Genomic DNA, 18,881 nt, shown 5'->3' with positions numbered 1-18,881 from the left:
GCCGCCGACCCCGCCTGATGCGCCGGGCGCGGCCCCGTCCCGCGCGCCGCCGCGGCAGCGGGAGCCTTGGCCGGCGGGCCGCCGCGCGTGCCGTCCGACCTGCGCGACCCACCGTCCGGCCAGCCCAAAAACCGATGCTGCGCTGCGCCACTCCTGTACAATTCGGCCTGTTTCAACCGTTCCCAGCCAGAGCCGCCGCCATGTCAGAGCCCATCGACCTCTCGCAGATCGCCCCCACGCTGAAAGCAGAAATCCTCGCGGAGGCGCTGCCGTACATCCGCCGCTACCACGGCAAGACCGTGGTCATCAAATACGGCGGCAACGCGATGACGGAAGAGCGGCTCAAGCAGGGCTTCGCGCGCGACGTGATCCTGCTGAAACTGGTCGGCATCAACCCGGTGATCGTCCACGGCGGCGGTCCGCAGATCGATCACGCGCTGAAGAAGATCGGCAAGGCCGGCACCTTCATCCAGGGCATGCGCGTCACCGACGAAGAGACGATGGAAGTCGTCGAATGGGTGCTGGGCGGCGAAGTGCAGCAGGACATCGTGATGCTGATCAACCACTTCGGCGGTCACGCGGTGGGCCTCACGGGCAAGGACGGGGGCCTGATCCATGCGCGCAAGCTGCTGATGCCGGATCGCGACAACCCGGGCCAGTACATCGACATCGGCCAGGTCGGCGAAGTCGAGGCGATCAACCCGGCAGTCGTGAAGGCGCTGCAGGACGACGCGTTCATCCCGGTGATCTCGCCGATCGGCTTCGGCGAGGACGGCCTGTCGTACAACATCAACGCAGACCTCGTCGCGGGCAAGCTGGCCACGGTGCTGAACGCCGAGAAGCTGCTGATGATGACCAACATCCCCGGCGTGATGGACAAGGACGGCAACCTGCTGACCGACCTCTCCGCACGCGAGATCGACGCGCTGTTCGAGGACGGCACGATCTCGGGCGGCATGCTGCCGAAGATTTCGTCGGCGCTCGACGCCGCGAAGAGCGGCGTGAAGTCGGTACACATCGTCGACGGCCGCATCGAGCACTCGGTGCTGCTGGAAATCCTGACCGAGCAGCCGTTCGGCACGATGATCCGCTCGCATTGAGCGCGCGCCGCCCGCCTGCCAGCCCCGGCCTGCCGGCGTCGCTGCGGCGCCGGCGCATCTCCCGCAGCCGGCCGCGCGCCGGCACGCCCGTGTGGCTGTTCGATCTCGACAATACGCTGCACCACGCGTCGCACGCGATCTTTCCCGAGATCAATCGTGCGATGACGCAATACATCATCGACGCGCTGCAGGTCGAGCGCGCCGAAGCCGACCGCCTGCGCATCGGCTACACCGAGCGCTACGGCGCCGCGCTGCTCGGCCTCACGCGCCATCATCCGATCGATCCTCACGATTTCCTGCGCGTGGTCCACACGTTTTCCGACCTGCCCGCGATGGTGCGCGCCGAGCGCGGCCTTGCGCGCATCGTCGCCGCGCTGCCGGGCCGCAAGCTGATCCTGACCAACGCGCCGGAAAACTATGCGCGCGCGGTGCTGCGCGAGCTGGGCATCGAGCGGCTGTTCGAGCGCGTGATCGCGATCGAGCACATGCGCGACCGCCGCACGTGGCGCGCGAAGCCCGACCCTGCGATGCTGCGCCGGACGCTGCGCGCCGCGCATGCGCGGCTCGCCGACGCGATCCTCGTCGAGGATACGCGCGGCCACCTGAAGCGCTACAAGCGTCTGGGCATCGGTACCGTATGGATCACCGGCCACCTGCCCGGTCATCTGCCGGCAACCGGACGCCCGCATTATGTCGACCAGCGCATTCGTTCGTTAAAATCGCTGCGACTGGGCACACGATCGGGGCGACAGAAATGCAGCCGACTTACCCGCAGGACCAAGCCGTAACGGAAGGCCAGGCCACACCCTCTCGCCCGCGCCCGAAGCCGGGCGAGCGCCGCGTGATGATCCTGCAGACGCTCGCCGCGATGCTCGAGGCCCCGAAACCCGAGAAAATCACGACCGCCGCGCTCGCGGCCCGGCTCGACGTGTCCGAAGCCGCGCTGTACCGGCACTTCACCAGCAAGGCGAAGATGTACGAAGGGCTGATCGAGTTCATCGAGCAGGCGCTCTTCGGGCTCGTCAACCAGATCGTCGCGAAGGAGCCGAACGGCGTGCTGCAGGCGCGCACGATCGCGCTGACGATGCTCAATTTCGCCGCGAAGAACCCGGGCATGACGCGCGTGCTGACCGGCGAGGCGCTGGTCGGCGAGGACGAGCGGCTGACCGAGCGCGTGAACCAGTTGCTCGACCGCATCGAGGCGACGGTCAAGCAATGCCTGCGGGTTGCGCGCACCGAGGCGAATGCGCCGCACGAGGGCGCGGCGCCGTTCGTGCTGCCGGCCGACTACGATCCCGGCGCCCGCGCGAGCCTGCTCGTCAGCTACGTGATCGGCCGGTGGCATCGATTCGCGAAAGGCGGGTTTCAGAAGCCGCCGGGCGAGCAGGCGGATGCCCATCTGAGGCTGATCCTGCAATAGGCGACGACGATGCGCGCCCGATGCCCGCCCGATACGCGGCTCGATACGCGGCTCGATACGCCGCACGGAGCGAGCGCCTCGTATCGGGTGGTACCGATGTGCGTCAATCGCCCGCGTGCGCGTAGGATGCGCGGAACACGAAGGCCTCCGCGGGTACCGCGTTCGCGTCGATCACCTCGAGGTCGACACGTGCGAGTGTGCGCTGCGACGCCAGCGCATCGAGCCAGTGCGAGGCGAGCCGCGGCAGCACGTGCTGCTCGATGAAGCCGATCAGCAGGCGCGCACCGGTTTCCTGGACGAGACAGCGCTCGACGATGTAGTCGAGCACCGCTGGCGCATAGCCGAACGCCACCGCGTGCCCGTCCGCCATGCGCGTCACTACACGATCCAGATGCAGCCGCACGATTTGCGCCAGCGCCGCCTGTGCGAGCGGCCTGTACGGCACCACGGTCACGCGGCCAAGGAACGCGGCCGGGAACGTTTTCAGCAATACCGGCCCGAGCGCCGCGCACAGCGCATCCGCGCGAGGCGCGAGCGTCTCGTCGGAACACAGGCTCGCGATCAGCTCGGAGCCCGTGTTGCTCGTCAGCAGGATCGTGGTGTTGCGGAAATCGATGTAGCGCCCGTCGCCGTCCTCCATGTAGCCCTTGTCGAACACCTGGAAGAACATTTCGTGCACGTCGGGATGCGCCTTCTCGATCTCGTCGAGCAACACCACCGAGTACGGCCGGCGCCGCACCGCCTCGGTCAGGACGCCGCCCTCGCCGTAACCGACGTAGCCGGGCGGCGCGCCCTTCAGCCCGGACACCGTGTGGGCTTCCTGATACTCGCTCATGTTGATCGTGATCAGGTTCTGCTCACCGCCGTACAGCGCTTCGGCCAGCGCCAGCGCCGTCTCGGTCTTGCCCACACCGGACGGGCCGGCCAGCATGAACACGCCCAGCGGTTTTTTCGGATCCGTCAGCCCTGCGCGCGCGGTCTGCACGCGCTCGCCGATCTGCTGCAGCGCGTCCGGCTGACCGATCACGCGCGCCGCGAGCGTGTCGGGCAGCGTGCGCACCGCGGCAACCTCGTCGGTGACCATCCGGCGCACCGGAATACCGGTCCAGTCCGACACGATCGCCGCGACGATCGCCTCGTTCACTTCCGGGAAAACGAACGCGGCCTCGCCCTGCCGATCCACGAGCGCACGCTCGAGCGCCTGCAGCCGGTCGGCCGACACGCTGTCGGCGGCCTCGCGCACCGCCTCTCGCGCGCTCAACAGCGCCTGCGCGGCCTCGGCCTGCGCGCGCCAGCGTGCATCGACGTTCGCCGCCTCGCGCTCCAGCTCGGCGATGCGCGCCTGCGTGCGGGCCAGCGCGTCCGCGTCGCCCAGGCCGATGCATCGCTCCTGGTCGAGCAGGTCGCATTCGACTTGCGCCGCCTGCAGGCGCTGGCGCACGTTCTGCAGCTCGCGCGGCGGCGCGTGCTGCGACAGCGCCACGCGCGCGCAAGCGGTGTCGAGCAGGCTGATCGCCTTGTCCGGCAGTTGCCGCGACGGGATGTACCGATGCGACAGCGTGACCGCAGCGCGAATCGCCTCGTCAAGCACCACGACGCCGTGATGCCGCGAGAATGTGCGCGCGAGCCCGCGCACCATGTCGATCGCCGCCGCCTCCTCGGGCTCCGGCACCTGGAGCACCTGGAAGCGCCGCGTCAGCGCCGGATCCTTTTCGATATGGCGCTTGTACTCGGCCCAGGTCGTCGCGCCGACCGTGCGCAGCGTGCCGCGCGCGAGCGCCGGCTTCAGCAGGTTTGCCGCGTCGCCCGTGCCGGCCTGGCCGCCCGCACCGATCAGCGTATGAATCTCGTCGACGAACAGGATGACGGGTACCGCCGACTTCGTTGCCGCCTCGAGCACGCCCTTCAGGCGTGCCTCGAATTCACCTTTCATGCTCGCGCCGGCGAGCAGCGCGCCGACGTCGAGACTCAGCAGACGCACGTCGGCCAGCTTCGGCGGCACGTCGCCGTCGACGATCGCGCGCGCGAGCCCCTCGACCACGGCCGTCTTGCCGACGCCCGCCTCGCCTGTCAGCAAAGGATTGTTTTGACGCCGCCGCAACAGGACATCGATCACCGTGCGGATCTCGAGTTCGCGGCCGACGACCGGATCGATCTCGCCGGCGCGCGCGCGCGCCGTCAAATCGCTGCAGTACTGCTCGAGCGGCGAGCCGCCGGCCCCCGCGGGCGCAAGCGCGCCGGCGGCCTCGCCGGGCACCGCGCCGCCGAAGTCGGTCCCGTCATACGGCGCATCCGCTGCCTCCGGCGAGCCGTCGATCCACGCGGGCAGCATCTCGCCGAGGTTCTCGACCGGGATCTTGCCGAACGCCGGAGAGATCGACAGCAGCACCCGGCGCAGTTCGGGCGTCCTGACCAGCGCGGCGACGAGCCATGCGCCGCGGATCCGGCGGTCGCCGAAATCCAGGGATGCCAGCACCCATGCGCGCTCGACGGCGGTTTCGACGTGATGGGAGAAATCGCTGATCGAACTCGCGCCGGCCGGCAGCGCGGCCAGCGCGCGCAGCACGTCCCGATCGAGTGCTTCTGAGTCGACGTCGCAGTGCCGGATGATCCGCTGGAGGTCGCCGTCGGGCGCCTGCAGCAGTTGATGCAGCCAATGCACCAGTTCGACGTAAGGATTGCCGCGCAGCTTGCAGAAAGTCGTGGCGGATTCGACGCTTCGGAACAGCGAATGCCCGAGTTTGCCGAATAAGGCCTGCCTTGAAATTGTCATGAGATCGATCTGGAAATAAGTCGCGCCGCAAGCAAGACCAACGTGAATACAGTCACGTCATCCGTCGCCGCGGATGCTAAATCAAAACCGCCAACATTACCTCCCACATCATTCATCGATCAATCGGACAAGTATTATTTTTTCATCCGCTTTTTCACGAAAAGGACCGCGCGCCTCCATCCCCGCGCGTTCGTCCCAAATTGCCTCGCAAGGCGCCCTGGCGGCTCACATCGCCGCCGCCACGGGCGTCCCGACATCCGTCGCGACTGCCACGCCGGCCCGACTTTCGAAGTCGTTGCACGAAATACGCCCCGTACATTTAGAACAATTCCGATATACCTCGAAACCGGCGCACGATAATATTCCCGCTCGAATCGTCGATCGCACCTTCATTCTCGCTTGTACGCCGGATTTATCTCGAATTAATCCGCAACGAAGCGCCCCTTTATCTCGAATTAATGAGGCACGTGCGCCATGCCGCTGCACCGATAAAACCCTCGCTTTTTACTGATCAACCGTTATGCCGAAAATGAGCAGGAACGCGGCCCGCGAGCCCGATTGCACGACGCCCGACCATCAGCCGGCCGATCCCGCGCCGCCGCCGTTCGCGAAGCTCGTCCGGCGGGGCGGCCGCGCGCCGCGCGCGCCGGTGCAGCACGCGCTCGGCCGGGACCGCTGCGCGTATTCGGCGTCGTCCGGCGAATTCGCCGCGGTGTCGGGCGATGCGAATCCGCTCACCGACCACGTGGTCTTCCTCATCGACGCCGATGGCCGCATCCAGTTCGAAAACCACTGCGAAACACTCGCCTGCCGCGTCGGCGCCACCCTGGTGCCGCGACATCGCGCATGTGAGGTTCGGCTCGGCGAGACGGTCACGGTCGGCGTCGACGAGTTGACCATCGGCCTGCCGTCCTCCGCCATCGCGCAGGACGACGCGCCGGCGCCCGTCGACCTGATCGCGCTGGGCAATGCGCTGCCGCGCAGCGAGCCGGCCGGGTTCGTCGATCTGACGGCGCTGGCGGACGCGAAATCGAACGGCGCGCACGGCGACGCGCCGCGCACCGTGCTGGACGAGGAACCGCTCGGCGTGGTCGCACCGGTCTCGCCCGATCTCGACAACGGCGATCCGCTCGACGCGCTGCTCGCAGAATACCGGCGGGCGCTGATTCACCGCGAGCGGTCCGCCGTGCACGCGATGAAGGAAATAGAGCAGCCGCAGATCGCGGTCCCGTTGCCGCCCGACCCGTTCCTCGATACCGAGCGCTATCGGACCGGCTCGCTGCTGAGCGATCTGCTGGACGCGCGCCAGCAAATCGATCGGGTGCTCGACGGCATGAACCCGTTCCTGTCCGACGAGTTGTTCGTCGACGACGCACGCCACGACGTCCTCCACCTGCTCGCGCCTGCGCAACGGCGGCGTCCGCACTTTCCGACGGCGGCGCTGCTCGCGCGTCGCGAGCATCACCTGATCAGCGTCGATAGCCATTTCCCGATGCTGACCACCTTCACCGACACTTCAACGACCGAACAACATGACGATGAACGCCCCTGATACCGCCACGCCAGCCACCGGCAGCCCAACGGTACAGAACCTGCAGCAGACCCAGTCGCTCGACGCGCTGAAAGAGCAAACCATCGAAGCGGTGCGGCGGCGACCGTCCGATCCGGCGGAACGCTGGCTGCTTTTCCAGTTGCTGTGCGTCTACGGCGACTGGGAACGCGCGCTCAAGCAGTTGCAGACCTGGGCGACGCTCGAGCCCGAGGGCACCGCGCGCGCGCAACTGCATCGCGGGCTCATCGAAAGCGAGATGTTTCGCGCCGAGGTATTCGCCGGCACGCGCACGCCCGGCTTCGTCGATGAAGCGGCGCCCGCGTGGGTCGAGCGGTTGCTGCAGGCGAATGCGCGTCTGGGCGCCGGCGACGTGGCGGGCGCCGACGCACTGCGCGAGTTCGCGCTCGACGCGGCGCCCGCGAGCCGGGGCGAAAGCGCCGAAATGGGCGACTTCGACTGGCTGACCGACAGCGACACGCGCCTCGGTCCGATCTGCGAAATGGCCGTGGCAGGTGGTTACCGGTGGATTCCGTTCGCCCATATCAAGTCGCTCACGCTCACCCCGATCGGCACGTTGACCGATCTCGTATGGCGCCCTGCCACGCTGATCCTGCGCGACGCGACGGTTCTCCGCGGCTACGTACCGACCCGCTACCCCGGCTCCGAGCACGGCCCGGCCACCATTCGGCTCGCGCGCGAAACCCGCTGGCAGGATCTCGGCGACACGAACGTGATCGCGCTCGGCCAAAAAACCTGGACGACCAACCGCGGCGACTGGGGGCTGCTCGATATCGGCGGCTGCCGCTTCACGGACGAAGACACCGATGGCACGTCATCCTGAAGACCCGCACCGGCCCGCGTACCTGCCGTCCCTGCTTGACCGGCTGCAGGACGACGCGCCGCACGCGCGCCACGAAACCGCCCGCGCGTATGCGCCGAACGGCGAAGGCATGCGCCGGATCATTCAACGCGATCTCGCGCTGCTGCTGAACTCGACCAATCTCGATGGCGAGCTGGACGCCGCGCGCTATCCGCAGGCCGCCGCGTCCGTCGTCAACTATGGCGTGCCGCCGTTGTCGGGAAGCTACCTGAGCGACCGCAACTGGGAAACGATCGAGACGCTCGTCAAGACCGCGATCGTCCGCTTCGAGCCGCGCCTGCTCGCGGATTCGATCGCGATTCGCCCCATCGCGGGGCGCGAAGCCGCCAGCTACAACAAGCTCGCGTTCGAGATTCGCGGGCTGATGCAATGGTCGCCGTACCCCCTCGAATTCCTGATCCAGAGCACCTTCGACATCGAATCGAACAAGGTGACGCTCGATCCTGGCGCTCGCATCGAACATTGATATGGATCCCAGATTTCTCGACCACTACAACCGCGAACTGACTTACATGCGCGAGCTGTCCGCGGAGTTCGCCGCGCAGCATCCGAAGATCGCCCGCCGCCTCGGCATGCACGGCATCGAGACAGCCGATCCTTACGTGGAGCGGATGATCGAGGCGTTCTGCTTCATGTCGGCCCGTACGCAGCTCAAGCTCGACGCGGAATTCCCGCGCTTCACGCAGCGCCTGCTCGAAGTCGTGTATCCGAACTACGTTGCGCCGACGCCGTCCATGGCCGTGGCGAAGCTGCGCCCGAGCCTGCGCGAAGGCAACTTCAGCAAGGGTTTCACGGTGCCGCGCCACAGCGTATTGCGCTCGTCGATCCCGCCGGGCGAGCGGACCGCGTGCGAGTTCCGCAGCGGCCATGAAATCACGCTTTGGCCGATCGAGATCGTCGACGCGAAGCTGACGGCCGTCCCGCCGGACCTTCCGGACCTGCAGCGCACACTGATGCCGCACATGCGGCTGCGCGGCGCGCTCCGGTTGCGGCTGCGCACGGTGGGCGAGATCAAGTTCTCGCAAATCACCGGGCTCGACAGGCTGTCGCTCTATATCGGCGGCGACGAACGGATCGCGTCGCATCTGTTCGAACTGATCCATGCCGGCGGCATCGCATCGGTCGTGCGCGCACACGGCGCCACCCGCGACGATTGCACGGTCGTCGCCAAGCATCCGGTCGATTTCGAAGGCCTTCGCCCCGACCAGAGCCTGTTGCCGCAAATGTGGAATACGTTCCACGGGCACAACCTGCTGCACGAGTACTTCACCTGCCGGCAACGCTTCTATTTCTTCGTGCTGACGCAGTTGCAGGCCGGCTTGTCCAGGATCGACGGCCAGGAAGCGGAAGTCGTGCTGCTGCTCGACCGACTGCCCGACGAACTGACGACACACGTCGATGCGTCGAGCTTTCAGTTGTTCTGCACGCCGATCGTCAACCTGTTTCCGCGGCGTACCGACCGGATCGAGATCAACCGCGCGCTGACCGCGTTCCACCTGATTCCGGACCGCAGCCGCCCGCTCGATTACGAAGTCTTCTCGGTGTCGCGCGTATTCGGCCAGAAAGCCGAAACGTCGACCGAGGTGACGTTCAATCCGCTGTACCAGACGCTACACAGCGACATCGGCAATTACGGGCGCTACTTTTCGATTCTGCGGGAGCCGCGCGCGATGTCGGCCAACGCGCGCAAATACGGCACCCGCAGCGAGTACGTCGGCACCGAAGTATTCGTGTCGCTCGTCGATCAGGCCGAAGCACCCTACGACGACGCGATCCGCTATCTGTCCGTCGACGCGTGGCTGACCAATCGCGACCTGCCGCGCCTGATTCCGCGCAACGGATTCAGCGACCTCACGATGCAGGACTCGGTGCCGATCGAGGGCGTGAGTCTCGTGCATCCGCCGAGCACGCCGCGCGAACCCTATGCGACGGGCGAGACGGCATGGCGGCTGATCCGCCAGTTGAGCTTCAACTACATGCCGCTCGCGGAGCTCGACCATCGCGACGGCGGCCAGGCGCTGCGCAACATGCTGCGGCTGTTCGTCGGGACGAGCGAGCACGAACAGCGCACGCAGATCGAGAGCCTCGTCGGGGCGCGCACCGAGCCGGTCGTCCGGCGCCTTCCGGATCACGGGCTGCTCGTCTACGGGCGTGGCGTGCGCTGCGAACTGACGGTCGACGAGACCGGCTTTTCCGGAGTGAGCCCCTATCTGTTCGGCCTCGTGCTCGAGCAATACCTGGCCCGACACGTATCGATCAATGTCTTCACCGAGACGGAGCTGCGCTCGATGCAGCGCGGCCTCGTGACACGCTGGAAACCGCGCATGGGCGGGCGGGGGGCCGTGTAAGCGATGGACGCATTCGACTCGGTGCCGGTCAACGACGGCTCGCCGCTGCATCCCGATTCACTGCGCGCGTGGTTCGACGAGCACACGCCGTGGCAGGCCGGCTTCCTCAGCCTGCTGCGCGCGATCAGCGCGCGCGACACCGTCCAGCCGCTGCCCGGCACGGCGCGTTTGCCGCGGCAGGAACCCTTCCGCGTCGGCCAGCAACCGTCGATGGCGTTCGCGCCGCGCGAAATCGCGGCGCTCGGCGTGCAGGGCGGACGGCTCGACGTCCGGCTCTTCGGGCTTGGACTGTGGGGTCCGCAGGGCCCGCTGCCGCTCCACATGACGGAACTGGCGTACAGCCGTGCGGAGAGCCATCAGGACAAGACGCTCATTGCATTCGCCAACCTGTTCCATCATCGGGCGCTCACGCTGTTCTACCGGGCGTGGGCGTCGGCACAGGCGACCGTCTCGCTCGACCGGCCGTCGCAGGAAACCTTCTCGTTCTATATCGGCAGCCTGATGGGCACCGATCCGGACGAAGCCGCGCGTACGCACCCGCCGCCGCATGCGCGCTATGCGGCCTCGGCGCACCTGGTGCGCGAGGCGCGCAATCCGGACGGCCTGGCGGCAACGCTGTCCCATTACTTCGGCGTACCGGTGGCCGTCGACGAGTTCGTGCCGCACTGGATTCAGATCACCGGCCCCGAGCGCTGCCTGCTCGGCGCGCCCGCACCGTCGACGATCATGGGCGAGGGTGCGCTGCTGGGCGACATGATCCCCGACTGCCAGCACAAGTTCCGTCTCGTGATCGGGCCGCTCGATCTCGACCAGTACCTGCGTCTCACGCCGCATGGCGACGATCTCCCGACGCTGGTCGACTGGGTCCGCGCGTTCGTCGGTCTCGAATACGACTGGGAAATCAAGCTGCTGGTCAAGCCGCGTGCCGCGCCGCCGGCGCGCGCCGACAGCTCGCACCGGCTCGGCTATTCGACCTGGCTCGGCCAATCGCTGGACGACAAACCGGTGGTCGGCATGGTGTTCGAGCCCGAGAAATACTGCGATCAACTGGAGAATCCGGCATGAATGCTGCCGCACACGACCCGCTCGCGCGCTACATCGACCTGCTCGAACCCGTATCGGCCGACGATCCATGCGGCCCCGATCTCGAATACGACCCGGCCTTCGTGATGCTGCAAGCGGCCGTCGCACCACGCACGGATGCGCAATACGGCGATTTCGTCGATGCGCCGCAGCAGGCGAACTGGGCCGAAGCCGAGCGCGACTGCCGCGCGCTGCTGCTACGCACGAAGGACCTGCGGCTGCTCACGATCCTGACCCGCTGCCGGATCCGCCAAAGCGGCGCCGAAGGGCTGCGCGACGGCATCGCGGTACTGCTGCAGATGCTCGAGCGCTACGGCGAGGCGTTGCATCCGATGCCGGTGCTCGACGGCGAGCGCGATCCGATCGTCTACTCGAACGCGATCGCCGCGCTCGCCGACGCCGACGCGGCACTGGCTGACGCCCGCGACATCCGGCTGCCGAAAACCGCCGGTCTGCAACTGCAGTTGCGCGACATCGAGAAGGCGTTCGCGGTCCCGCGCGCGAAGGACGCGCTCGCGCCGGAATCGGCGAGCCGGCTGCTCGGTGAACTGTGGAACCGGCGCGACGCCGCGATCGTCGCACTGGCGGATGCGCAACGCGCCGTCGCCGAGATCGTCGCGCTGACACGCGACACGTTGCAGGCCGATGCGCCCGATCTCGACGGTATCGTGAAACTGCTGCAGCCGTTCGCGCGGACGGCCCTCGACGCGGGCCGCGCACCGGTTGCCGCCGGTCCGTCCGATGCGCCGGTGGAGCCGGCTTCGGCACCGGAGGCGACGGCGAGCCCGCCGACCGAAGCGGCGCCGCACGAAGCCGGCGCCGCGGCCCGGACCACGCAAGACGCGCGGCCGATGGATCGCTGGAGCGCGCTCGCGACGATTCAGGAAACGCGCCTGTGGTTCGAGCAAAACGAGCCGAGCAGCCCCGTCGTCGTGCTGCTCCGGCAATCCGAACGCATGGTCGGCAAGCGCTTCTCGGAGCTGGCGAACGTGATCCCTGCCGAGCTTCTCGCGCAATGGGACGCCGTCGACATCTGAGCGCCTCGCCCTCTCATCGTCTTCAGCGCATTCAAATGATGAAAAAAGCCCGATTTATCCTTGCTGCCGCGTGCCTGCTGTCCGCGTCGCCGGCCGTGCTGGCGGCGTGTCGGCCCGTTACTCAAGCGGAGTCGGAGCGGTGGACCGAAACACGGCCCATGCCGAACCAGATATTGACGACGTTCAATATCAGCTTTCCGGCCGGGGTCGTCGACGTCGACCCCGATCTGCCGATCGGCAGCCCGCTCGTCAGCGGTGAGTCCGCTCCGACGCCCGAGATGATTTTCATCGCCTGCGATCCGCCGACCGGCACGATCAATGTGGAGTTCATCACGCCTCCCAAGCTTTCGTCGCTCGGCGGCAAGATTTACGATACCAACGTGCCAGGAGTCGGGTTTCGGCTCAACTACGTTCGCGCCAGCGGCAGCACCAGCGTCGTGCCTTACACGAACAACTGGAAGGAAAATCCGTCCACCCCGGGCACGCAGCCGGTCAACTACGGCAACGGCGCAAAATACAGGATCGATCTGGTCAAGACCAGCAACGACATCCCGAGCTTTTCGACGACGAGCTTCGGCCATGTCGCCCGAACCTATGGCGACGGCAATCCCGGTGTGGCCGTCACCAACATCTACTCCGGCAACGTGTCGCTCCGGGTGTTGCCGAGCTGCCGCGTCGACAGCAGCACGCTGAACATCGACTTCGGGCAGTTCGGCCCCTATGACGTTTCGCAGACAACCGGCCCGACGCGCCCCGTGAACTTCCGGGTGCTCTGCTCGGGCCCGACGCCCCCGGCGTCGATCACCGCCACGCTCAGCGCGCCTCGGGACTCGGACAACCCCGCGCTGATCCAGAATACCGGCGCCCAGCACCTCGCGATCCGTCTGCGCGACAAAACGACCGGCACCCTGCTCAAGCCCGGCGACGCGAGCAGCATGCTCGTTCAGAAGCCGGGCGGCGCGATGGAGTCAGGTTTCGATCTCGAAGCCACCGTGCTGCGCGTCGGCAACCAGCCGCCCACCACGGGCAAGATCGACGCGACTTCGGTCATCACGCTGAACATTCTCTAACTTTTCCAACGGGATTCACGAAACCCGACTCATCGACCATGGAACGCACCATTTTCGTCCAGATCGCCAGCTATCGCGATCCGCAGTTGATCCCGACGCTGCTCGACCTGATCGAGCGCGCCACCCGACCCGACCAGCTCCGCGTCGTCGTGTGCTGGCAGCACGCACTGGACGAGACCATCGGCGCCTTCTTCGCGCACGGCTTCTCGCGTTGGCATGCGTGCCACGATGGCGCGTTCCCGACTCATACGCTCTCCTATCGAGACGCCACCGTCGAGCTGATCGACGTGCCCCATCGGCAATCCCAGGGCGCGTGCTGGGCACGCAATCTGATCCAGCAACAGTACCGCGACGAACGCTACACGTTGCAGCTCGACTCTCACCACTACTTCGTCGACGCGTGGGACGATCAGGCCATCGCGATGCTCGAGTCGCTGCGCCCGCGCAGCGCGAAGCCGCTCCTTACCACCTACCTGCCCGGCTTCCAGCCCGGCGCGCAGCGCGACACGCTCGCGCATACGCCGACCGGCCTGTATTTCCAGCGCTTCATGCCGGAAGGCGTGCTGTCGCTTCGTTCCGGCTGGCTCGATAACTGGCAAGCGTTGGAGGCGCCTGTCCCGGGCGCGTTCTACAGCGCTCACTTCGCTTTTGCGGACGGGCATTTCGCCGTCGATGTGCGGCATGATCCGAACTACTTCTTTCTGGGCGAGGAAATCTCGATCGCCGCTCGTGCGTTCACGCACGGCTACGATATCTACATCCCGCATCGCGTGTTGGCGTGGCACGAATACACGCGCGCCAGCCGAGTCAAGATATGGGACGACCACACGCCCGAGGCGCAAGCCAGCGGCCTCGTCGCGGAGAACTGGCATGTCCGCAACGACCGTTCCCTGGAGCGAAACCGGGCGCTGCTCGGCGTGGATGGCGCGTCGTCCGACGGCATCGATTTCGGGCCGTACGGCCTCGGGGTCGAGCGCACGCTCGCACAATACGAAGCCTACGCAGGCATCAGCTTCGCGCACCGCGGCGTGCGCCGGGAAACGCTCGATGGCTTACCGCCGAATTCCGATACGCCGGTTTGCACATCCGATGAGGAATACAAGGCCACGCTGCTGCGCGCCCACGACTTCCGCGTCTGGGCGCATCGGGCCCGGTTCACGGATATCCTGCCGCAGCTCGATCATTTCCGCATGAACGCCCATGCGCAGGACGGGACGGTGATTCACCGCGGCGAAATGCTCGATGCCGGCAAGTTTCACAAGCACATCAAGCGTGAATGGTTCGACATGCATCTGTACTTCGCCACCGGATTCGAACAAGTCCCCGACCACTACACGATCGAATTATTCGACCGCGACGGCACCCTGCTGCGCGCACTCCAGCGCTCGATCTGATCCGCTGCGGCGTGAAGCATGGCCGCAATACCGGCCGGTGCAGGGAAAACGCCGTCTGCTTCACCGAAATGAAACGGGGGGCCGACCGCCCCCCACCTGATACGCCGCCCCGCCTCAACGGTCCAGCCACGCCAGCCATTCGCCGCCCGACATGACATCGCACTCGTCGATGCCGCCCGTCAGCCGCGTCGACAGATCAATCGGGCCGTCCGCGCATGATGCGCCGTCAACGTCCCCCTTCGGCCGCCTCAGCGAAACGGCGCGACCGTTCGGGTTCGCGACGCTCAACGGACTCGACACGTAGCGATACGGGCTCACGCCCGCCGGCGCGGCACGATCCGGGCTGAGATAGCGGCCCGCATCGGGGTCGTAGTAGCGACGGCCATTCAAATGCAGCCCGGTCTCGTCGTCCAGATACTGCCCCGCGAACCGCAACGGCTGCCGCACCGGCGTGGCCAGTTGGGTCCACGGTATCACCTGCCCCCATGCCTTGTAGCGGCCGCTCCACACGAGCTTGCCCGCCGCGTCGGTCAGCGCGACCGCCGTGCCGGCGAGATCGGTCTGGTAGTAATACACGTGCATTCCGGAAAACGTGCCGTCGTCCTTGCGTCGCCGGTCCACGCAGGCAAGCGGCGCATAACCGACGGCCCCGTCCCGTGCCGGCTGATACAGATAAATCCGCACGTTCTCGCCCGTCGTTTCCTGGACAAGGCGCTCGCCATGCCAGACGAAGCGCGTGACCTCCGCGTTGTCATCCAGGCGTCGCGCGCCGCCCGCTTGCGATTGTCCGAACGATTTACTGACGCGGCGCCCCAACGCATCGTAGCGATAACGCACCTCGCCGCGCCGGCTCCGTACGCTCATCAACCGGCCGTCCGCGTCCCACGTGAACGTCTGTTCGTCCGCCGCGCCGCGCTTGGCGGCCACCTGCCCCCACGCATCGTATTCGTAGCGATAGCCTCGACACTCACGTAGCCGATGATCGGGATACACGGCAGGCTGCCATCCGGTGCGCGGCGTCTCGAGCAGGTTGCCCGCCGCATCCCACGTGAAATATTCGATGCCGAGTTCGTCCGAGACGACGCGCAGCAGACAGCCCCGACGATCGTAGTCGTAATAGGTCCGGCCGTTGAAACGATCGTCGACCTGCACGAGATTGTCGGCCGGGCTGTAATGAAACTCGCGCCAGAATTCCGCGCTGCCCGGCAACATCTCGTTGTCGGCCGTCCGGATCACCGTCATCGCGAACCAGCGCTCGATCAATGCGCCCGCGTAAACCGAGCGCAGGTACAGTTCCCCTTGAGAGCGCAACAACTGGCGCGTGGCCGCTTCGTAACTCAATGCGGCGATACCATGCATTTCGTCGCCATGGCCCAGTCCCATCAGCGTGACTACGCCAGCCTCGTCGCGCTCCGATTTCAAGATGTGCCCGTCCGGCAGCGTCACGGCGGCGAGCCGTCCTGCGTCGTCGTACACGTAGCGCAGCGCGCCATGCATGTCGTGTTCCGCCGTCAGACGCCCGGCCGCATCGTATTCGAAGCGCAGCGTGTCGGGTTCGACGCCGATCGCCGCCCCGGCTTCGGTCGGCAGGCAGTGCACCATCCCGAGCTGGCCGTCGCGCACGTACGTGTAACGATAGCGCGCGTGTTCGGTGTCGCGGCCAACCATCCGCCCGAGCACATCGTTGGCGAAGGTTTCGGTGCGCGTCTGTCCATCCGACGTCGATGTGATCTGCTGCAGCGCGCCCGATGCGGCATAGCTGAACGACCGGGTCACGCCGTCCGCGTCGACGATCGACGTCAACCGCTTGACCGGGTCCCAGGTCAGGCGCTGAATCCCGCCGTTGCCGGCGACGGTGCGAATCCTGCGGCCGTGCGCATCGAACTCGTGCGCCGTGACGTTTCCTTCCTCGTCCACCGCGCTCACCACGCATCCGTACTGGTCGCGATGCCAGTGCCGCGCCTGCCCGTCAACGCCGGTCGACGTGGTCAACTGCCCCGCGGCGTTCCAGATCCGCCGCTCCTGCCGGCCGTCCGGCAGCGTCACGATCAACGGCCGCCCGAGCAGATCGGGCTCGATCTTCGTCACGGCCCCGAACGGGTCCGTGACGGCCACGACATGTCCGTTGCCGTCGCGCAGATAGCTCACCGTGCGCCCCGCCGCATCGGTCCGCTTCGACACGAGCCCGCGCCCGTCGTATTCGAGCACGACGGCGCCGCGCTGCTCGTGCGTGTCGGTCCGAATCTGGACGCCGTCCTGTTCCGAATACGTCGTCTGCGTCACGCCGTCGGACGGCGACTGGAACTGGGTCGGCCGCAATTCGTCGTCGCGCTGCCAGAGCCACGTCCGGCCGTCCTGCAGGCGAATGCTCAGCGGCTCGCGGCTCGCGAACGCGTAGACCGTCGAGCGTTCGCCGCTCAATGGCGCCTCCTCACGGATCGGCCGGCCCAGGTTGTCGTTGACGACGCGCACCTCGCGCTCGCCCGGCAACGTCAGTGCGCTCGGCCAGCCTGCGTTGTCGTACTCGAACGCGTACCGCCGCCCGTCGAAATCGACATAAGCGAGCACGCGGCCCCGCGCATCGTATTGCCAGTGTGCCGTATGGCCGAACACGTCGGTTGCCTGCGTACTGCGTTCGGCCAGTTCGTACGTGCAGTGCTCGCGCGCGCCGCGGCAGGTCGAGCGCTCGACGACGCGCGACGCACCGCCGATCGTCTGCCACGTGTAACGCATGGTCTGCCGAAGCGGACCGATTTCCTCGACCATGCGGCCGCTGTCGTCGTAGGCGAAGCCGCGGACGACGTCGCCGAGCCGATTACGCACCTCGGCTAGCCGGCCGTGCTCGTCGTACGCATAACGAACAAGAAAACCGGTCGGTCCGCCGTCGACACATTCGATGCCGGTCAAGTGCGATCCGTCACGCTCGTAGTGCATCCGCAATTCATGCCCGCACGTGCCGCGCACGCGCAGCAGGCGCCCGCCGTCCCAGATGCATCCCACCCGGCGGCGCCCCAGATCCTCGACATACTTGACACGTGCGATGCCGTGTTCGTCGAATTCCCCGAAGACGGTGTAACGCGGCGTCAGATCGGCGACTACGATCCGGTCGTCCGACAGGCGGGCCACATGAAGCTGCTCGGATGAAACGATGATCTGGTCGCCGCGTTCAGGCATCGGCAGCGATACGATCCGGCCTTGTTCGTCGATGTAGTCGAGCCGGTCGTCGTTCCGGCGTCGCAGCGTGACGTCCCATGCAGTGCGCCAGCCGACCCCGAGCATGCCGTTCGCGGACAGCGCACTCGAATAGAACCTTGACCATTCGATCGGCAAGCGGCCGGGCAGCCTGAAGTCGACTTCGTTTCGCGGCAGGCAAATCTTGTTGCCCGAAACCATGTCGACCGACTCGCAAAGGAGGCCGGACAACGCCCGCTCCACCCCGTGGCGGCCGGCCAAATCACTCGGCTGCCCGCGATGACGATCGAGACGCGGCGCGACGTCGAGCGACTCCAGCACCGTGCCCTGCAACCCGGCAAGCACGCCGCCCAACCCTCCAATTCCACTCATTTGAACTCCCTGACCTGCCGTTACCCGCCGATGAACACGTCGCCCGACCCCGACGCGACCGGGGCGCCGCAGGACGTCGAGCATGCAACGAAAGCCGCCGGCGAGCCGTTGATGAAGACAGACCCCGAACCGGTTACAACCGCCTGGGCCGAACAATGAAGGCCGCAAACCGCGGCGCTGCCGACATAGGCGGCCGATATTCCGTTGGTGAACACGTCGCCCGAACCGGTCACGATCGCTCCGCCATGGCCGATCGCGTCACCGACTCTGGCTGCTGGATTGCTCATGGTGATTTCTCTCCCCGTAAAACCCATCACTTTGGTGTCGCCGCACCCGTGCAGGGTGCGGCGACACACGGTTTAGCCACGCAATCAAAATTCCGATTCCGGTGGCTCTTCGCTCGGCGGTGGCTCTTCGCTCGGCGGTGGCGTCTCGCTCGGCGGCGGCGTTTCGCTCGGCGGCGGCGTTTCGCTTGGCGGCGGCGTTTCGCTTGGCGGAGGCGTCTCGCTTGGCGGCGGCGTTTCGCTCGGCGGCGGCGTTTCGCTCGGCGGCGGCGTTTCGCTCGGCGGCGGCGTCTCGCTCGGCGGCGGCGTTTCGCTCGGCGGCGGCGTCTCGCTTGGCGGCGGCGTCTCGCTTGGCGGCGGCGTCTCGCTTGGCGGC

15 protein-coding genes are annotated in these 18,881 nt (G+C 66.8%); 11 read left to right on the top strand and 4 right to left on the bottom strand.

The features are described 5' to 3' along the window. The first annotated feature begins 200 nt into the window (after positions 1-200). Genes argB through slmA form a run of 3 tightly spaced genes read left to right on the top strand, consistent with a single transcriptional unit; the run spans position 201 to position 2,520 of the window. Positions 201-1,100, top strand: coding sequence for an acetylglutamate kinase (gene argB, locus C5F75_RS01940; RefSeq protein ID WP_006490510.1), 900 nt, complete (start codon positions 201-203; stop codon positions 1,098-1,100). After that, on the top strand, positions 1,097-1,888 hold the full coding sequence (locus tag C5F75_RS01935) for a pyrimidine 5'-nucleotidase (RefSeq protein ID WP_059584005.1): 792 nt from the start codon (positions 1,097-1,099) through the stop codon (positions 1,886-1,888). Before argB ends, C5F75_RS01935 begins: the two co-directional genes overlap by 4 nt. Then, positions 1,855-2,520, top strand: coding sequence for a nucleoid occlusion factor SlmA (gene slmA, locus C5F75_RS01930; RefSeq protein ID WP_059584006.1), 666 nt, complete (start codon positions 1,855-1,857; stop codon positions 2,518-2,520). Before C5F75_RS01935 ends, slmA begins: the two co-directional genes overlap by 34 nt. 103 nt (positions 2,521-2,623) lie before the next feature. On the opposite strand, the gene tssH is transcribed toward slmA, so the two are convergent. Then, positions 2,624-5,293, bottom strand: a complete 2,670-nt coding sequence (tssH, locus tag C5F75_RS01925) for a type VI secretion system ATPase TssH (protein WP_059584008.1) — start codon at positions 5,291-5,293, stop codon at positions 2,624-2,626. Between the two features lie 520 nt (positions 5,294-5,813). Here tssH and C5F75_RS01920 point away from each other — a divergent pair. The 8 genes from C5F75_RS01920 to C5F75_RS01885 are packed head-to-tail and all read left to right on the top strand — an operon-like array spanning position 5,814 to position 14,657. After that, the gene (locus C5F75_RS01920; RefSeq protein WP_081066427.1) at positions 5,814-6,845 is read left to right on the top strand and encodes a TagK domain-containing protein; all 1,032 of its coding nucleotides are present in this window, start codon (positions 5,814-5,816) and stop codon (positions 6,843-6,845) included. Beyond that, positions 6,832-7,686, top strand: coding sequence for a type VI secretion system accessory protein TagJ (locus C5F75_RS01915; protein ID WP_104011832.1), 855 nt, complete (start codon positions 6,832-6,834; stop codon positions 7,684-7,686). Before C5F75_RS01920 ends, C5F75_RS01915 begins: the two co-directional genes overlap by 14 nt. Further along, entirely contained in the window at positions 7,670-8,191 is a 522-nt protein-coding gene (gene tssE / locus C5F75_RS01910; protein ID WP_059584011.1) for a type VI secretion system baseplate subunit TssE, read from the top strand. Before C5F75_RS01915 ends, tssE begins: the two co-directional genes overlap by 17 nt. A 1-nt stretch (position 8,192) precedes the next feature. Then, entirely contained in the window at positions 8,193-10,073 is a 1,881-nt protein-coding gene (tssF, locus tag C5F75_RS01905; protein WP_059584013.1) for a type VI secretion system baseplate subunit TssF, read from the top strand. Positions 10,074-10,076: 3 nt separating this feature from the next. Beyond that, on the top strand, positions 10,077-11,138 hold the full coding sequence (gene tssG, locus C5F75_RS01900; RefSeq protein WP_059584015.1) for a type VI secretion system baseplate subunit TssG: 1,062 nt from the start codon (positions 10,077-10,079) through the stop codon (positions 11,136-11,138). Beyond that, entirely contained in the window at positions 11,135-12,193 is a 1,059-nt protein-coding gene (locus C5F75_RS01895; RefSeq protein WP_104011817.1) for a type VI secretion system protein TssA, read from the top strand. Before tssG ends, C5F75_RS01895 begins: the two co-directional genes overlap by 4 nt. A gap of 35 nt (positions 12,194-12,228) precedes the next feature. Beyond that, the gene (locus C5F75_RS01890) at positions 12,229-13,263 is read left to right on the top strand and encodes a fimbrial protein (RefSeq protein WP_059584019.1); all 1,035 of its coding nucleotides are present in this window, start codon (positions 12,229-12,231) and stop codon (positions 13,261-13,263) included. A gap of 38 nt (positions 13,264-13,301) precedes the next feature. Beyond that, entirely contained in the window at positions 13,302-14,657 is a 1,356-nt protein-coding gene (locus tag C5F75_RS01885) for a GlcNAc-transferase family protein (RefSeq protein ID WP_059584020.1), read from the top strand. A gap of 114 nt (positions 14,658-14,771) precedes the next feature. On the opposite strand, the gene C5F75_RS01880 is transcribed toward C5F75_RS01885, so the two are convergent. The 3 genes from C5F75_RS01880 to C5F75_RS01870 form a co-directional block, all read right to left on the bottom strand. Continuing rightward, the gene (locus C5F75_RS01880; RefSeq protein WP_059584021.1) at positions 14,772-18,221 is read right to left on the bottom strand and encodes an RHS repeat-associated core domain-containing protein; all 3,450 of its coding nucleotides are present in this window, start codon (positions 18,219-18,221) and stop codon (positions 14,772-14,774) included. A 20-nt stretch (positions 18,222-18,241) separates the two neighbouring features. Next, the gene (locus tag C5F75_RS01875; protein ID WP_081066436.1) at positions 18,242-18,508 is read right to left on the bottom strand and encodes a PAAR domain-containing protein; all 267 of its coding nucleotides are present in this window, start codon (positions 18,506-18,508) and stop codon (positions 18,242-18,244) included. After that, positions 18,480-18,881: hypothetical protein (locus tag C5F75_RS01870; protein ID WP_181035358.1), on the bottom strand; the 402-nt coding region annotated here is incomplete at its 5' end. The genes C5F75_RS01870 and C5F75_RS01875, both read right to left, overlap by 29 nt.

The organism is Burkholderia anthinoferrum (genome assembly GCF_002925705.1).
Lineage (GTDB): Bacteria > Pseudomonadota > Gammaproteobacteria > Burkholderiales > Burkholderiaceae > Burkholderia > Burkholderia semiarida.
Note: the sequence above shows the minus strand (reverse complement) of the source record. Positions and strands in the feature narration are given on the sequence as shown.

Excerpts from the sequence above, each read along its gene's own strand:
- C5F75_RS01920 (WP_081066427.1), top strand. The coding sequence starts at position 5,814 with ATGCCGAAAATGAGCAGGAACGCGGCCCGCGAGCCCGATTGCACGACG.
- tssG (WP_059584015.1), top strand. The coding sequence starts at position 10,077 with ATGGACGCATTCGACTCGGTGCCGGTCAACGACGGCTCGCCGCTGCAT.
- C5F75_RS01885 (WP_059584020.1), top strand. The coding sequence starts at position 13,302 with ATGGAACGCACCATTTTCGTCCAGATCGCCAGCTATCGCGATCCGCAG.
- C5F75_RS01890 (WP_059584019.1), top strand. The coding sequence starts at position 12,229 with ATGATGAAAAAAGCCCGATTTATCCTTGCTGCCGCGTGCCTGCTGTCC.
- C5F75_RS01915 (WP_104011832.1), top strand. The coding sequence starts at position 6,832 with ATGAACGCCCCTGATACCGCCACGCCAGCCACCGGCAGCCCAACGGTA.
- tssH (WP_059584008.1), bottom strand. The coding sequence starts at position 5,293 with ATGACAATTTCAAGGCAGGCCTTATTCGGCAAACTCGGGCATTCGCTG.
- argB (WP_006490510.1), top strand. The coding sequence starts at position 201 with ATGTCAGAGCCCATCGACCTCTCGCAGATCGCCCCCACGCTGAAAGCA.
- tssE (WP_059584011.1), top strand. The coding sequence starts at position 7,670 with ATGGCACGTCATCCTGAAGACCCGCACCGGCCCGCGTACCTGCCGTCC.
- tssF (WP_059584013.1), top strand. The coding sequence starts at position 8,193 with ATGGATCCCAGATTTCTCGACCACTACAACCGCGAACTGACTTACATG.
- C5F75_RS01895 (WP_104011817.1), top strand. The coding sequence starts at position 11,135 with ATGAATGCTGCCGCACACGACCCGCTCGCGCGCTACATCGACCTGCTC.
- C5F75_RS01880 (WP_059584021.1), bottom strand. The coding sequence starts at position 18,221 with ATGAGTGGAATTGGAGGGTTGGGCGGCGTGCTTGCCGGGTTGCAGGGC.
- slmA (WP_059584006.1), top strand. The coding sequence starts at position 1,855 with ATGCAGCCGACTTACCCGCAGGACCAAGCCGTAACGGAAGGCCAGGCC.
- C5F75_RS01875 (WP_081066436.1), bottom strand. The coding sequence starts at position 18,508 with ATGAGCAATCCAGCAGCCAGAGTCGGTGACGCGATCGGCCATGGCGGA.